Below are 15,845 nucleotides of genomic sequence, written 5' to 3'. Positions count from 1 at the left end.
ATAACCTTTGGCTTCTTCTTTTTCATACCACTTATTTGGCGGCTTTAGGGTTTTTCTTAAATTCCATCGTAATTTCCGTCCCGCGGCCTGTCCGGCTGTCAACGGCGATGCAGCCGTCGTGAAGGTGGACAAGTTCCAAAGAAATCGCAAGGCCGAGACCGCTTCCTTCTGTCGCATCTTTTGTATGCGTTCCTCTGTAGTAGCGGTTAAATAAATTTGAGACGGTTTCCGAGTCCATGCCTCTTCCGTTGTCTTGTATTTTAAGAATAATATATTGCTTGGTTTCTTCAAGGATCACCTTGATGTCAGTGCCTTTTTTGTTATGCTTGACGGCGTTGGCTAGAAGGTTTTCCAAGACTCTTCTGAACCAGCCTCTGTCTATCGCAAACTCGGTATCTTCTTGCGTATATTCAAAAGAAACGTTGTACCCTTCCGAAAACGAATGGCGCTTAAACTCTTCAACGAAGCTTTTTAAAAACGGCACAAGCCTCACTGTCTGGCGTTTAATCGGCAAGGCGTCGTTTTTCAGCCTGTACGTCAAGTTCAGGTCTTCGATGAGCTGTGACATGTAGTCCGATTTTTCTTTCATTGCCTGGCCGATTTCACGGATTTCTTCTTTTGACCACTCATAGTTTGGAGACTCCAGCATCATGCTGTAGCCGTAAATCGTGCTGAGCGGCGTTTTTAAATCATGGGAGAGCCCCGCGATCCATTCCTCCCGAGTCGTTTGGATTTTCTTGCGGCTTTGTTCGTCTTTTTTCAGCGTTTCCGTCAGCTGCTCCATCGATTCAAACACTTCTGTGAACAACCGGTACGGCTGTTTTCGCTTCCCTTTTTTGTTCCGGCTTTGCGGGCGGCCTTTCCGATTTCTCGGCTCTTCAAATCGCCCTTTTGAAAGGTTGACGATCCATTTAATCGTATGGATGATCGGCATGCCGAATCTAAAAGAATACCAAATCGTCATGGAAGACATCAATACGATCAGAACGCCGATCACGAGCAGAACGATTTTTAAAGCGAGCCCGATCATCGTCCTGTTGAACTCATGATCCGGATTATAAATCGGGTTCGGGGTAGCGGCGATCAGCCATTCTGTCGCGCTTAAACGCCTGTATGAAAACTCGTGCTCGTAGTTCCATGGCTTTGATCCGTATTTTAAAAGTTCCAGCTCAGTGATGCCCTGGCTGTAATCTATGTCCTGATAGAGCGAGTTCAACATTTTCCCTTTTTCGCTGAACAGATAAACCGATCCTTTGTTTTTCTTAATGAAATCAAGCGTGCTTTTTTTATAGGAAGAAAGGTCCGCCATATCCTTCTCTTCCTTTTCCAAATAGGACAGGATCGTATCGCTTTTCGACTCCCATCCGAATAGAATCACGTAGTCTTCACCATTGAAATTGGCAGACCAGAAGTTGACTTGATATTTTTTGATTCTTTTTTTGTCAAAGACTGATACGAGGTCTTCCCTGTGGTACTCCCTCTGAATTTCCGAAGGAAGGCGGTAGGAATAAACGGTTTTCTCCTTACCGTCTAATATTTGAAGCCAGCCTCCCTGTTTGTCGATAGCCGATTTCAAGATATCTTCAATCTGCCAATTATTATTGTCATCCACACTGACCCAGCTTTCAAACGTGTCTGATGTGGCTTTTGCCAAGCCTGTATCCGCTTCGCTCTCGCTTAACCGGAGAGCGAAAAAGATGAAGGATAACAGCAGAGTGGCGAGGACAAGACCGAGAATCAGGAAAATCTGGCTGACAAAATGGAGAACGAGCTTTCCTCTCAGCTTCATCCTTCGCTCTCTTTTCTTGCAGGATTGGGAACGAACTTATAGCCAAGACCGCGAATCGTGACGATATATTCGGGGCTGCTCGGGTCTTTTTCGATTTTCTCCCTCAGTTTTCTGATATGTACCATAACGGTGTTGCTGTCTCCGTAAGATGGAACGCCCCACACTTTTTCATAAATTTGGTCCTTGGAAAGCACTCTGTTCGGATGATCGCAAAAATATTGCAGAAGCTGGAGAAGCTGTGCGGAGCAGCTGACCGTTTCTCCGTCCACGATCAGCTCCGCAAAATCGGGATGAAATGTAAACCGTTCATATTCGTAGGCTGAAGATACCGAAGCAGCTGCGACTTCTTTATGTATATACGTTCTTTTTAAATGCGCTTTAATCCTGGCAATTAACTCCAGAGGATTAAAAGGTTTTGTAATATAATCATCGGCTCCGTAGGCAAAACCTGACAGTTTATCGAGGTCCGATGTCTTCGCCGTTAAAAAGAAGATCGGGGCGTTGGTGTGCCGTCTGATTTCAGGGGATACATCAAATCCTGTCTGTCCCGGCATCATGACATCGAGAAGTATTAAGTGCACGGTATCCTTTTTCACGATGTCGAGCGCTTCTTCTGCGCTGCTCGCGGTCAGCACTTCTGAAAATCCTTCCTTCGTGAGGACGCGCTTGACCATTTGAACAATGGCGTCTTCGTCATCCACAATCAAAATTGTCGCATTTTCCAAAATCCTTCTTTCCTTTCTGTCTATATCATGTTTTGATATCCTCATCTTACCATCTATTATATCTTTATCGGCACCCGTTTTCTGATTTTAAAGTAAAAATAAACTTTTTTAGAAATGATTTTTTACTTTACGAAATCATGGAATAAAAAAACAGACATCGTCTGATGTCTGTCAGCCGGTTGCCAGCCTCTGATCCTCTTCTTTTTTCAATAGATCATAAGTCAGGCACACCGGTTTTCCTGTGCGCGGGTCTAAAATAATTTCCGCATCAATCTGAAACACTTTTTTCAATACCTCTGAGGTCATGACTTCATGTGGAGCGCCCTCTTTGACAATTGCACCGGAGTTCAGCGCCACCATGTGATGGGCAAAGCGGGCGGCATGGTTGAGGTCGTGAATGACCATCAAAATCGTTCGGCCTTCTTCTTTGTTGAGCTTTTCCAGCAGTTGCAGAATTTCAAGCTGGTGCGCCAAGTCCAAATAGGTTGTCGGTTCGTCGAGCAGCAAGAGCTCCGTTTCCTGGGCAAGAGCCATCGCAATCCAGACGCGCTGGCGCTGTCCCCCGGAAAGGGCTTCGATCGGCCGGTCATAAAAAGGCAGCATTCCTGTCACTTCGAGAGACCATTCAACCATGCGGCGGTCATCGGCCGAGAGCCTGCCCATTCCCTTTTGATGAGGAAAACGGCCGTAAGAAACGAGCTCATATACGGTCAGACCGCCTGGCGCCTCAGGGGTCTGCGGAAGAATCGCCATCTGTTTGGCTATATCTTTCGTCGACATTTGGTGGATCGCTTTGCCGTTTAAATAAACGGCGCCCGTTCTAGAACGCTGTATGCGTGCCATCGTTTTTAATATGGTTGACTTGCCGCACCCGTTCGGACCGATCATGGTCGTTACTTTTCCTTTTGGTATGTGGAGGTTTAAGCTTTCGACTATCATCTGTTCTCCGTAGCCGATCCCCAGGTTGTTTGTTGAAAGAGACACCTTGCACCCTTCCCTTCTTTAATTTGTTTTCATGAGCAAATAGATAAAGTACGGCGCGCCTAAAGCGGCAATGACTAACCCTACGGGAATTTCCGAAGGCGCCAGTATCATCCTTCCGATTAAATCCGCCAGCAAAAAGAGCAATGCTCCGGTCAACGCGGAAGCCGGGATTAAAAGCTGATGCTTCGGCCCGACAAGCCTTCTGGCAATATGCGGAGCCACAAGACCGAGAAACGTAATATTCCCTCCAGCCGCTACACACGCGCCGCTCAGCGCGGCTGCCGACAGAAGCAGTATGCGCCGCTCCTTTTCAACTGCCGTTCCAAGCCCTGTTGCGAGCTGATCACCGAGATTCAGCACGTTTAAATAGCGCGCTTTGTAGAGAATAAAAGGAAGCAGCACGACAATCCAGGGCAGCACGGCCGAGACAAAGCTCCAGTTTGAACTCCATATATTTCCTGACAGCCAAACAGCCGCCTGCATAAAGTCATTCGGGTCCATTTTCAGCTGCAGCATTAAGATGGCCGCCGAAAACGCCGCATTCACTCCGATGCCGACCAGAACGAGGCGAATGGGATTCAAGCCTTTTTTCCACGCCAGCAAATAGATGGAAACGACTGCAAAGCAGGCTCCCAAAAATGCAAAAATCGGCAGGGAAAAAACGAATCCTTTTTGCAGATTTCCAACATCCCCCTGAAAATAAAAGATGAACAGCACAACGGCAAAACCTGCTCCCGTATTGATGCCCAATATCCCCGGATCGGCTAGGTCATTCCGCGATATCCCCTGCCAGACGGCTCCGGAGACAGCAACTCCCGCACCGATCAGCATGGCGAGGACCATGCGCGGCAAACGGAATTCAAATAATACAAGTTCATCCTGCGGCGTTCCGAAACCGAACAGTGTTTTCAATGTATCAAGCGGGGCGATGCGGATTTCTCCCATGTTCATGCTTAGTAAAAACACGGCGACCGTCAGCACGGCCATGACGAGCATCACCGCAGCCGCCCGTCTGCTGTTTTTCTTGAGCATTACAGTCCACTCCTTTCCCTGCGGGCCAGATAGAGAAAGAATGGTACGCCGACAAGCGCCGTGACTGCTCCGACAGGTGTTTCGAACGGCGGATTGACCAGCCTTGCCGCAATATCCGCATAGATCAGCAGGACGGCGCCAAGCACCGCTGAGCATGGAATGATCCAGCGGTAATCAACCCCGACCAGAAAGCGGGTAATATGCGGAATGATCAATCCGATAAAACCGATTGCCCCGGCAACGGACACAGCGGCACCCGTCAGCAGAACAACCGACACGATTCCGATCGCTTTCACCGTCTTCGTATATTGCCCGAGCCCTTTCGCCAGCTCCTCTCCCAAGCTTAGAACCGTAATGGAACGGGCGATGACAAAAACGACGGCCAAACCGAGCGCTGCCGCCGGAACCAACAACTGAATGCTGAGCCATTTCGTGCCAGCGACACCTCCGGCATACCAAAAACTGACGTCGCGCGCCACATCAAAATGGATCGCAATGCTCGTAGAAAGAGCGCTCAGAAATGTGCCGACAGCCGTACCGGCCAATGCCAGCTTTACAGGCGTAAGACCGCCTTTTGAAAACATTCCGATCGCAAAAACGAGTCCCGCTCCAAGACCCGCGCCGGCAAACGACCAGATCATCAGCCCGACCGATGAGGTTCCCGGAAAAAAAGCAAACGCGACAGCAATTGCGAAAGCTGACCCGTGCGTGACGCTCATAATTTCCGGCGATGCGAGAGGGTTTCTCGTCATCCCCTGCATCACGGCTCCGGAAACCGCCAAGCAGGCGCCCACAAGAGCCGCACTTACCGTCCTTGGCAGTCTGAGTTCCTGAATAATTTGATGGGCCGTATTTTTCGCATCAAAATGAAAAATGGCGTCCCAAACCGTTCCAAGCTTTATATCAGCCGCACCGAGCGCAATCGATAATGCGGCGCCAAACAGCAGCAGCATGATTCCGCCGGCCAGGACAAAAACAGCTCCGAGCGGACGGCTGATCGGTTTCTGTTCTTCATCAGGGCCATCCGCGCTGTTGATACGATGTATGTTTTTGCAAGAGCTCACTCGATGCCATTCCTTTCGATCTTTTTAACCGATAACGATTATCATTTTCATTTTATAGTATAACAGGCCTAAGCGGAAATTTTAATCAAAAATTTCGGCGGGAATCAAAAAGCCAGCCGATCTTCTGCTAAAAGACCCGGCTGGCAAAGAACTTTATCACACTTGATTATTTTTGAACTTTTTGTAGACGAACGGGTAGATCGCAAGACCGACGAAAAACAGCCCGATTCCCAAGATAAAGGTGGTTAAGTCAGACGTACCTGAAACGATGACCCATAAAGAATACACCAGAGCAGCCAAAGCGATGATGCCGTCCCCTGTTCTTGAACCTTTCAGTTCACCGTATGTCTCCCCTTTGAGGATGAGCTTCAAGCTGAAAACAGCCGCTACAAGATAAGGCACAAGGTAAGCGAGCGTCGCCGACGTTGTTAAAAACGTAAAGGCCTCGCTGATCGTTCCCGAAACCGTTGAGAAAATAAAGATCTGCGACATCACGTTTGTGACGATCAATGAATTAACCGGGCTTCCCTTTTTGTTCGTTTTCGCAAAGAAAGCAGGAAAATCACCGGCCTTTGCCGCCTGATACGGAACCTCTGCGCCGATTAAAATCCAGCCGAGCATCGATCCAAACAAAGAAACGATTGCCAAGACCGCCATAATTACACTGCCAAAGCTGCCGATGATCACGTGCAGCACATCAACGAACGGTTTATCCGATGCCTGGAGCTGATCGTGCGGGATGACGCCCATCGTTATTAAAGTGATGACCATATAAATGCCGAGCGCAATTAACAGTCCGGTAATCGTCGCGCGTTTGACATCGCGCTGGGATGATGCGCGCCCTGATAAGATTACCGCAGACTCGATGCCGACAAACGCCCACAGCGTTGAAATCGCCGCATTGTGAACCTGTCCGCCCAGCCCAATACTTTTGCCTTCTGATTCGATTGGAAAATAAAATGATTCGAATAAAGCCGTCTGAAAAACGAACAAACCTGCAACAATAAACAGGACAAACCCAAGCACTTTTGAAAAAGTTGCTAAAAAGTTCAGTTTGCCCGCTCCATTTATGCTGGAGACTAAGATGAAATGCGTCCCCCATAACAAGATTGTACATACGATAAATGTCAAGAGCTGGCCGAGTGTAACGGGGTGGCCGCCGAGTTCAATCAGCTCGCGTCCGTCAGTTAAGATCGGCAGGAAAGTCGTCAAATAGCCTGCAAGGCTTGTAATAATGGCCACGTTGCTGATCCAGCTTGCCACCCAATACCCCCATACCATTGTAAAACCTGCCGCATTCCCTTTTTTAGGGTCTGAGAATAAAGCTCTTGCATAGCTTTGCGGACCTGCTTTAAGATCCGGGCGGCGAATGGATAAATGACCGAATACAAGGGCGATCATCAGCACCCCCGCACCCGTCACCAGCCATGCCGCCGTTACGCCGAACGGGCTTGCCGTCTGGGCGAGTGTGCTGGGGAGCATAAAAATCCCTGAGCCGACCATATTGCCGACAACAAAAGCGGTAAGAAGCCAGAAGCCCCATTTTTTTGTCTGTTCCATAAGATATAACCTCCGAGCATTTTATAAAAAATATGCCGGACCAGACCGTGAGATCATTCAAAATAAAAAAAGCATGAACAAAAGTCCATGCTTTGGTTAAACATACACTCTTGATCTCCGGATAGCCCTCCGCGGGAAAACCCGCGGCAGTCCTGCACTTATTCAATGCAGACCCAGCATAAAGAATGAATGGCTTCCTTATGCTTCGGCGCTGATGCCTTTTGCATATGATCATCGGCCCCATCAGCCTCACACATGCGACTCATCATCCGCGCAACCTCTACCTCACTAAGAGTTAAGAGTGAGGATTTATCACATATTCTGAAAAGAGGTTACCAGAGAAATTTTAATCTGTCAAAGGGAAGTGATGGAAAAACGGACAGCCGCGCCAAAAGGCCGCCTGTTTCGGCAGCCTTCTGCAGAATGGAAGACGGCGCTTCCATCTGTCATTTATCGGTTGTTTTTCTTTTTGTTGACCGCCTCTTGCAAAGGGTCTCCTTTCAGCGCTTGTCCTGCATCTTCAAGCGCCCCCCGAACGGCGTTTTGGTCCTTTTCCTTATTTCCTCTATCTTTATTGAAGAAAATACCCAAATGAATCACCTCTTTAAAAATGTGGTACAATTTTAATTTGGCTTATCACTTTAAAATTATGCAGAACCTTGAATGTGTTTTTTAACTGAAAACACCATATTCTAGATGTAAACATGCTGATTGCCTCAGGAAAATGCGTTTTTTGCCTGACAAGTTGCCACCATCTGTCTTGAAGGCCGCCAGAACTCTTGATATAGTTTTCATTAGGAAATTGTTATAGGTCTTAAAGGAGAAGCGATATGACAGGAAAAACACACATCATGGGAGGGGTCGCTTCTTGCACGGCTGCTGCTTATTTTTACGGATATGATCCAGTGTTCATGACAGCTTCGGGCGTTATCGGAGCATTGATTCCGGATATTTGCCATACAAAGAGCAAGATCGGCAGAAGGCTACCGATTTTATCAGCAGTGGTCAGTTCTGTCTTCGGGCACAGGACGTTTACACACAGCCTGCTCTTTTTGCTCATCACGGCATTTGCGGCACATTTATATTTTACAGATCAGAGCATATTTGTCGGATTAATGGCCGGAATGGCGAGCCATCTGCTCCTTGATGCCGGGACTGTAAACGGCATCAAACTTTTCTTTCCGTCCGCCATTAAGGTTCGGCTGCCCCTTTATATTAAAACCGGCGGGAAGGCGGAACAAGGCGTTCTGACTGTGCTCACCGTTGTTTCGTGCTATTTTATTGCGAACTTGATCGCCTGACGAAAGGGACGGTTTGACCGATTGCTGTATTATGCTTTGTTCAGTCGTTTTATCTTGGTGTTGTTTACCTGCGGGGATTATATGTGAGGAGCTATTTATATGAAAGAACAATTTTTTAAAAAGCAGTGGTTTTTATGCCTATCCATATTTTTTATGTGGATGAAAACGTACTTCATCTACAAGCTGGGCTTTAATTTACAAATCGACAACGCACTTCAGGAATTGATCCTGTTTATCAACCCGCTTAGCTTTCTCATCCCTGTACTCGGCATCAGCCTCTTTTTTCGCGAAAAAACGCAGCGCCTCTATTTAATCGGGGCTAATGTCGTCCTGACGGGCATCTTGATTGCAAACAGTATTTTCTATGGTTTCTACATCGATTTCATCACTGTTCCCGTCCTGTTCCAGGCAAAAAATCTCGGGGGGCTTGGGAGCAGTTTTCAGGAGCTGTTCAATCCGGTTTTCATCGCGCTTTTTCTGGATTTGGCTCTTTTGGTCTGGCTGGCAAAAACGCGCACAAGAACCGGCAAAAAGCTTTCCGCTAAATCCGTTAAGATCTACTACGCGGCAGCCGCCGGCACGGTACTGTTTAATCTCGCCCTGTCGGAGCTGGATCAGCCGAAGTTTTTAAGCTACTCCTACGACAGGGAAGTGCTTGTAAAAAACATCGGCTTATATCAGTTTCATCTGTTGGACGGCATTTCACAGACTTTTAATTTGACACAAAAAGCGGTCGCTGATGAAAACAGCCTGGCAACGATTGAGAACTACACAAACGCTGACTACAGCAAACCGAACCAAGATATGTTCGGGCTTGCCGAAGGACGAAACGTCATCTTTGTAACGCTTGAATCCACTCAGACATTTGTCATTAATGAAAAGGTGAACGGCCAGGAAATCACACCGTTCTTAAACAAATTCATTCAAAAAAGCTATTATTTCGACCATTTTTATCAGCAGACCGAACAGGGAAAAACGTCCGATTCGGAATTCATTGTCGCCAATTCGCTCTATCCGTCTCTGAGCGGTTCGGTGTTTTTTACGAAGAGCGAAAATGCGTACAATTCGATGTATAAAACACTGGCGAACCACGATTACAGAACATCGGTTTTCCACGCCAACCATAAAAAATTCTGGAACAGGGACGTCATGTACAAAGCCCTTGGCATCGACAGCTTTTATGACGTCTCCCATTTTCATGTGACACCTGAAAATTCAACGGGCTGGGGGCTGAAGGATAAGGAGTTTTTAACGCAATCGGCCGACTTGATGAAAGACTTGCCGCAGCCCTTTTACAGCAACCTGATCACATTGACGAACCACTTTCCGTTCCAAATTGATGATAAGGATAAGCTGATCGATGAATACGACTCGGACAGTGAGATTTTAAATCGGTATGTCACGACGGTACGCTATGAAGACGAATCATTGAAGCATTTCATTGCAAAACTGAAGAAAAACGGCCTTTACGACAATTCCGTGATCGTCTTCATGGGAGATCACTACGGCATATCAGAAGCGCACAACGATGCGCTGGCTCAATTTTTGGGCAAAGACGAAATCACCCCTTACGATACCGTTCAGCTGCAGCGTGTGCCGCTGGTTATCCACATTCCGGGGGTAACGGATCAAGACCCGAAAACGATATCTGAAACAGGCGGCCAAATTGATGTCAAACCGACATTGCTCCATTTGCTCGGAATTGATACAAAAGGCATGATTCAATTCGGTAATGACCTGTTTTCGAACGAAAGAATGCCTTTCGCTGTGTTAAGAAACGGCAGCTTTATAACAGATGATTATATCTACACGAAAAATACGTGCTACAGCAAAAAAACCGGGGACATGATCAACGACAGTGAGGACAAATGCGGTCCGCTCATAGAGAAGGCGAATCAAGAGCTTTCCCTTTCCGATAAGATTATTAACGGTGATTTGCTGAGATTTTATAAAAAATAATCCGTCCCCTTTAAGCCGGATTCCCCCGGCTTAAAGGGGCTGTTTAAATTGAGGGACAGCTGGGTATTATATACCGAATGTTAAAAATGAACTTGCGGTTTTGCAGTTCCTTCGTTACCCTAAATAAAAAGAGAAGTTATTTCGAGTACCGATTATTTCATAAAGTGTTATAAAAAATGATAAATAAGAAGGTTTTAATATGAGTGAAACACAGCATAAGACAAATCAATTGCCGATTGTTGCCGTCTTGATTATGGGGACTTTTATCGCCATTTTGAATCAGACGCTATTGACGACCGCTTTGCCTCCGATCATGAGGGACTTAAACATTACGCCGGGGCTTGCCCAATGGCTGACGACCGTTTTTATGCTCGTGAATGGGATCATGATTCCAGTTACGGCTTTTTTAATTGAAAAATTCACGACGAGAAAGCTGTTCATGGCGGCAATGTCTTTATTTACGGCTGGGACTCTGATCTGCGCCTTGTCATTCAGCTTTCCGGCGCTGATTGCAGGACGCGTCGTCCAGGCGGCCGGCGCGGGCATTATGATGCCATTGATGCAGACGGTGCTTTTATTGATTTTCCCAAAAGAAAAGCGTGGATCAGCGATGGGAATGGTCGGGCTTGTGATTGCCTTCGCTCCCGCTGTCGGACCGACCCTGTCAGGCTGGATCGTCGACCGCTACCCTTGGGAAGTATTGTTTTATCTGTTGCTTCCGTTTGCCGTTATCGACATGATTGCCGCACACTTTATTTTAAAAAATGTCACCGAACAGACGTCACCTAAGATGGATGTTACTTCCATCATCTTGTCTTCACTTGGCTTCGGCGGCATTTTGTACGCCTTCAGCAGCGCCGGTGTTGCGGGCTGGACGGGTGCGGACGTGCTGGCTGGCTTCGCGGTCGGCAGCGTTACGCTGTTTTGGTTCATTTGGAGGCAGCTCCATTTGGAAGAACCGATTTTGGAATTCAGGGTATTTAAATATCCGATGTTTACACTTGCGACGATTATCGGGATGGTAGTCTTTATGTCGATGATCGGAGCGGCGACGATCGTGCCGATGTATATGCAGGATATGCGCCATTTCACGGCGATGGAATCGGGAATGATGCTGTTTCCGGGAGCTGTCGTGATGGGGCTGATGTCTCCGATTACCGGAAGAATTTTTGACAAAATCGGCGCGCGGATCTTGAGCATCACCGGTTTGACGGCGATCTTCGTGACCACATTGCTCTTGACCCATCTGACAAAGACGACGCCTTTTGCGTATTTGTCTGTCGTCTATGCGATTCGGATGGTCGGCATGGGGATGGTGCTCATGCCTGTTACAACAGCCGGCTTGAACCAGCTCCCGCGCCATTTGATTCCTCACGGAACGGCCATGAACAATACGATGAGACAGATGTCCGGATCGATCGGGACGGCTGTTCTCATCACCATCATGACACAGCGTGCGCTGGCCGATCCTGCCGGTCCGTCTTCGGATACAGCGATGATTCACGGCGTCAATCTGGCGTTTATGACCGCGGCCGCATTGTCGGGAATCGGATTGGTTCTCTCATTCTTTATTAAGCAGCACCGCCGCGGACGGCTCGACGGCAGCAGAAGGAAACAAGCGAAAGGCCGCTTGGCCATTCATGAAAAATAATAAATCCCGGGTTTTTATGAACCCGGGATTTTCTTATGCTTATTCGAATCCGTGAACCATTGTGTCAGGATCGGGACCGACGCGCTCATCTTTGTTAAGAGCGTTGATTTTTTCGATATCTTCCGCTGTTAATTCAAAGTCAAATATGTCGGCATTTTCAATAATGCGGTGTTCTTTGATTGACTTCGGAATGGTAATGACTTCATTTTGCAAATCCCAGCGCAGGATGACTTGAGCGACGGATTTGTTGTATTTTTTAGCGATGTCAGTCAGCACTTGATCATCGAGGAGTTTTCCCTGCATGAGCGGAGACCATGCTTCCACCTGAATGCCCTGCTTTTTGCAGTAGTCCCTGAGCTCAGCCTGAGTCAGCCGCGGATGGAACTCAACCTGATTGACCATCGGTTTAATTTCCGCATCTTCCAATAAGCTTTCCAAATGGTGCACATTGAAGTTGCTGACGCCGATCGCTTTTACTCTGCCGTCTTTGTACAGCTTTTCAAGCGCGCGCCACGTATCTTTATATTTGTCTTTTCCAGGCCAATGAATCAAATATAAATCAAGGTAGTCAAGACCGAGTTTTCGAAGGGTTTCATCAAAAGCCGCCAATGTTTTTTCATATCCCTGATCGCTGTTCCAAACCTTTGACGTGATGAAAAGCTCTTCGCGGGGAACGCCTGCTTCTTTAATCCCTTTGCCGACGCCTTCTTCGTTTTGATAGATAGCGGCTGTGTCAATGCTCCGGTATCCGTTTTTAATGGCTGCTTTCACAGATTCTACAACTTGGCTGCCTTCTTCCACTTTGAAAACTCCAAGTCCGAACCATGGCATTTTCACACCGTTATGTAATGTCACAGTATCCTTTAAACTGCTTACCATTTTGAACGACCACCTTTCTTTTTTTCATGCTTTTAAACGCACCGCTGTTATTATCTCACACTGGGTGGATTTTACAAAACAACTTGCTCAACCGGCTTCATAAGCCAAAACGAGCGCACCAGTGATTCCCTGATCGTCGCCGAGACCCGGCGGCACGATGTATCCTTCAAGATCAGGCAGGTCAACATATCCGTTCATATATTCGGCAAGCTTTTTGCGAATCAGCGGGAACAGCTGCTGCTGCTTCATGACACCGCCGCCCATGATGATTTTTTCAGGGCACAGGATCAAGATATATTGCATGAGAGCCTGCGCTAAGTAGTCGGCTTCAATCTCCCAAACTTCCTCGTTTTCAGCCAAATCATTGCCCTTTTTCCCCCAGCGCTTTTCAAGCGCCGGACCCGATGCCATTCCTTCAAGGCAGTCCTTGTGATACGGACAGATTCCTTCAAACGTATCGTGCGGATGCCGTCTAATGAGAAGGTGACCCATTTCAGGATGGAGCGTGCTCTGCACGAGCCGGCCGCCGACAATCGCTCCTGCTCCGATTCCTGTACCGACTGTAATATACAAGCAGCTTTCCAAGCCTTGCGCCGCTCCTTTTGTCAGTTCGCCAAGCGCGGCAGCGTTTACATCAGTCGTAAACGAAACCGGTATGCCGAGCCTTTTTTTCAACTCGGGAATAAACGGGTACTCCTTCCAGGCTAATTTCGGCGTATTGGTTATGTATCCGTAATCCTCTTTATCTTTTGCAACGGATATAGGTCCAAAAGAGCCCACTCCCATTGATGTGAGCTGATACTTGCTGAAGAAATCAGTCAGTTTTCCAATAGTCTCTTCAGGAGTCTCCGTCGGGAGCGTAAGCCTGTCAATGATTTCTCCCTTTTCTGTTCCAACTGCACAAACAAACTTTGTGCCTCCTGCTTCTATTGCACCGTAATGTTTCATCCTCTCGGCTCCTTTTCATCTGTTTGAATTGCTTTAATTGAATCATAAATCAGACGATGAAAGAAAGCAATCGCACTGAACAATGATTCACCAGAGCATGGGAGCTTTTGATGCTGACGGAAGAAAGCTTCCCGAAAATGTGACAGTTTTCAAACAGCTGCAGCGGTTGTTCTTTCGCTTAAAGAGGCTTCTGCCCGCTTAATTTCAACTGTGAAAAAGAGGATTTTTTCAGGCCCGCTCGAAGCTTTAATGAGGAGGGATATCATGAAGCATCCATTCCACACTTACCGTTCTTTATTTCCGATATTGTCTGGTCATGTTCACCTTGCCGCATGCTCCGGCAGCGCGTTGGCTCTGCCTGTTGCCAAAGCGGTTGATGAGTATCAGAACGGCCTTTTAACAGCCGGTGCAGACTGGAAAGCGCATCTCGACAAGATGGATGAAGCCAAGGAAAAATTCGCCAGGCTGATCGGTGCCGAAAAAGAAGAGATAGCCGTTTTGCCGTCAGTATCTGACGCAGTGGCGGCTGTCGCTGCTTCATTGCCGCAGCCACCACACCGAAGGCAGATCGCCTTCACGGATATCGATTTTCCTGCCGTCGGCCAAATTTGGCTTGCGCAAGACCCCTTCAAAGATCACCTCATCATCATTCAGAGCGAAGACGGGATGATTGACTTGGAACAATACGAAAAAGACGTTACCGATCAGACGCTCTTGACTTGTGTACCCCATGCCGGCTATCGGAACGGGTTTAAACAAGATGTAAAACAGATTGCCGAGATTGTTCATCAAAAAGGATCGCTTTTATTTGTCGACGCCTATCAAACCGCCGGACACATTCCGATTCATGTCAAAGACATGGATATCGACATCCTTGCGGCGGGGACGCGCAAGTACATGCTCGGCATTCCCGGAACGGCTTTTTTGTATATGAAACGCGAACTTTGCGGACAATTTGAGCCGAAGACGGCCGGCTGGTTCGGCAGGAACAAACCATTTGCCTTAGATTCATGCTTTGCGGAAGGTGCGAAACGCTTCGAGTCGGGGACACCGTCATTTATCAGCATTTACGCGGCAGACGCGGCACTGAGGCTGCTGCTTGAAGCAGAGCCCGACAGGATCGAGCACTACCTGCGGGAGCTCGCGGCATTCTCTTTGCAATACGGGGCGGAAAAAGGCCTGAAGATCATAGGCCCCGAGACCGTACATAACAGAACAAGCCTGATCTCGGTGTATGCCGAAGAGGCTGGCCGTATGGAAGCTCTCTTGCGTGAAAAGCATATCATCGTCTCAGCGCGAAACAACGTCATCAGAATAGCCCCGCATTTTTACAATACAAAGGAGGAAATCGGGTTTGTGATGGATGAGATGGCGGCGCTCTTTGGTTAACCCTGCTTCAAAATAGGCAGAATACGATTTTTTCCTTAAACTATAAAAAACAATTTTCATCAAGGAATGAGACAAATTGGAGCTTTATATTGACGGAGAAATAGAAAAGCAGAGGAAGTCACCGTGCCGAAGCGTCTTGTTTGCTATTTTGGCTGTTTTGCTTGCGTCAGGCATTACCATCGGATATATCGTGTATACGCATTTTTACTCGATGAATCATCTGCCGAAAGGAAATTGGATTCAGTCTTCCGCTTCGCCGAATCAAGCATACAACCTGAATTTGTATAGCGTGAATAAAGGCGGGGGAACGAACTCCCCTTCCGTCAGAGGGGAATTGACAACGGTTGCCACCGGTGAACGAAAAAACATCTATTGGGGATACGAAGAAGAACATGTCAAAATCGAATGGCAGGACAAATACCATGTGTCCATCAACAACAACGTGCTGGATGTCAGAACTGATATATATGATGGAAGAAGAGAGTGACAGCGTCACTCTCAGCCTTTGAAAAAAGTTTGTATGACCGCTCGTATAAGCCGCTGCATCTCCATGAAATGGACAAC

Annotated in this window: 14 protein-coding genes and 1 riboswitch; of the genes, 5 read left to right on the top strand and 9 right to left on the bottom strand. The window is 47.5% G+C overall.

What is annotated here, in order from left to right:
• Window positions 1-31: 31 nt before the first annotated feature.
• From M1E03_RS03995 to sspJ, 7 genes are all read right to left on the bottom strand, one after another.
• Window positions 32-1,789, bottom strand: a complete 1,758-nt coding sequence (locus M1E03_RS03995) for a sensor histidine kinase (protein ID WP_216919539.1) — start codon at window positions 1,787-1,789, stop codon at window positions 32-34.
• The gene (locus M1E03_RS03990) at window positions 1,786-2,514 is read right to left on the bottom strand and encodes a response regulator transcription factor (protein ID WP_020452923.1); all 729 of its coding nucleotides are present in this window, start codon (window positions 2,512-2,514) and stop codon (window positions 1,786-1,788) included. The genes M1E03_RS03995 and M1E03_RS03990 overlap by 4 nt, the downstream gene beginning before the upstream one ends.
• 171 nt (window positions 2,515-2,685) lie before the next feature.
• The gene (locus M1E03_RS03985) at window positions 2,686-3,453 is read right to left on the bottom strand and encodes an ABC transporter ATP-binding protein (RefSeq protein ID WP_043054605.1); all 768 of its coding nucleotides are present in this window, start codon (window positions 3,451-3,453) and stop codon (window positions 2,686-2,688) included.
• Window positions 3,454-3,516: 63 nt separating this feature from the next.
• The gene (locus tag M1E03_RS03980) at window positions 3,517-4,530 is read right to left on the bottom strand and encodes a FecCD family ABC transporter permease (RefSeq protein WP_026580101.1); all 1,014 of its coding nucleotides are present in this window, start codon (window positions 4,528-4,530) and stop codon (window positions 3,517-3,519) included.
• Window positions 4,530-5,594: a FecCD family ABC transporter permease gene (locus M1E03_RS03975; RefSeq protein WP_023856260.1), complete on the bottom strand. Its 1,065-nt coding sequence runs from the start codon at window positions 5,592-5,594 to the stop codon at window positions 4,530-4,532. The genes M1E03_RS03980 and M1E03_RS03975 overlap by 1 nt, the downstream gene beginning before the upstream one ends.
• A 156-nt stretch (window positions 5,595-5,750) precedes the next feature.
• On the bottom strand, window positions 5,751-7,154 hold the full coding sequence (locus M1E03_RS03970; protein ID WP_020452927.1) for an amino acid permease: 1,404 nt from the start codon (window positions 7,152-7,154) through the stop codon (window positions 5,751-5,753).
• 114 nt (window positions 7,155-7,268) lie between these two features.
• Window positions 7,269-7,445, bottom strand: a riboswitch (Lysine riboswitch).
• Between the two features lie 159 nt (window positions 7,446-7,604).
• Window positions 7,605-7,745: a small acid-soluble spore protein SspJ gene (gene sspJ / locus M1E03_RS03965; RefSeq protein WP_003185183.1), complete on the bottom strand. Its 141-nt coding sequence runs from the start codon at window positions 7,743-7,745 to the stop codon at window positions 7,605-7,607.
• A 239-nt stretch (window positions 7,746-7,984) separates the two neighbouring features.
• Here sspJ and M1E03_RS03960 point away from each other — a divergent pair, with 239 nt between their 5' ends.
• The 3 genes from M1E03_RS03960 (at window position 7,985) to M1E03_RS03950 (ending at window position 12,065) form a co-directional block, all read left to right on the top strand.
• Window positions 7,985-8,455, top strand: coding sequence for a metal-dependent hydrolase (locus M1E03_RS03960; protein WP_023856262.1), 471 nt, complete (start codon window positions 7,985-7,987; stop codon window positions 8,453-8,455).
• A 99-nt stretch (window positions 8,456-8,554) separates the two neighbouring features.
• Window positions 8,555-10,414: an LTA synthase family protein gene (locus tag M1E03_RS03955; RefSeq protein WP_458110689.1), complete on the top strand. Its 1,860-nt coding sequence runs from the start codon at window positions 8,555-8,557 to the stop codon at window positions 10,412-10,414.
• Between the two features lie 199 nt (window positions 10,415-10,613).
• The gene (locus M1E03_RS03950; RefSeq protein WP_023856264.1) at window positions 10,614-12,065 is read left to right on the top strand and encodes an MDR family MFS transporter; all 1,452 of its coding nucleotides are present in this window, start codon (window positions 10,614-10,616) and stop codon (window positions 12,063-12,065) included.
• Between the two features lie 39 nt (window positions 12,066-12,104).
• On the opposite strand, the gene M1E03_RS03945 is transcribed toward M1E03_RS03950, so the two are convergent.
• The gene (locus M1E03_RS03945) at window positions 12,105-12,944 is read right to left on the bottom strand and encodes an aldo/keto reductase (RefSeq protein WP_020452931.1); all 840 of its coding nucleotides are present in this window, start codon (window positions 12,942-12,944) and stop codon (window positions 12,105-12,107) included.
• An 87-nt stretch (window positions 12,945-13,031) separates the two neighbouring features.
• Window positions 13,032-13,892 carry an ROK family protein gene (locus M1E03_RS03940; protein ID WP_458110688.1) on the bottom strand — a complete coding sequence of 287 codons (861 nt, stop codon included), beginning with the start codon at window positions 13,890-13,892 and terminating at the stop codon, window positions 13,032-13,034.
• 264 nt (window positions 13,893-14,156) lie between these two features.
• On the opposite strand from M1E03_RS03940, the gene M1E03_RS03935 reads away from it, so the two are divergent.
• Window positions 14,157-15,281: an aminotransferase class V-fold PLP-dependent enzyme gene (locus tag M1E03_RS03935; RefSeq protein ID WP_458110687.1), complete on the top strand. Its 1,125-nt coding sequence runs from the start codon at window positions 14,157-14,159 to the stop codon at window positions 15,279-15,281.
• A 76-nt stretch (window positions 15,282-15,357) separates the two neighbouring features.
• Complete coding sequence (locus tag M1E03_RS03930) at window positions 15,358-15,768, top strand: DUF5412 domain-containing protein (RefSeq protein ID WP_025809893.1); 411 nt, start codon at window positions 15,358-15,360, stop codon at window positions 15,766-15,768.
• The last annotated feature ends 77 nt before the right edge of the window (window positions 15,769-15,845 follow it).

The sequence above is a fragment of the Bacillus sp. PK6-013 genome, assembly GCF_054161445.1.
The sequence above is the reverse complement of the archived record's forward strand: the minus strand, read 5'-3'. Positions and strand labels throughout refer to the sequence as shown.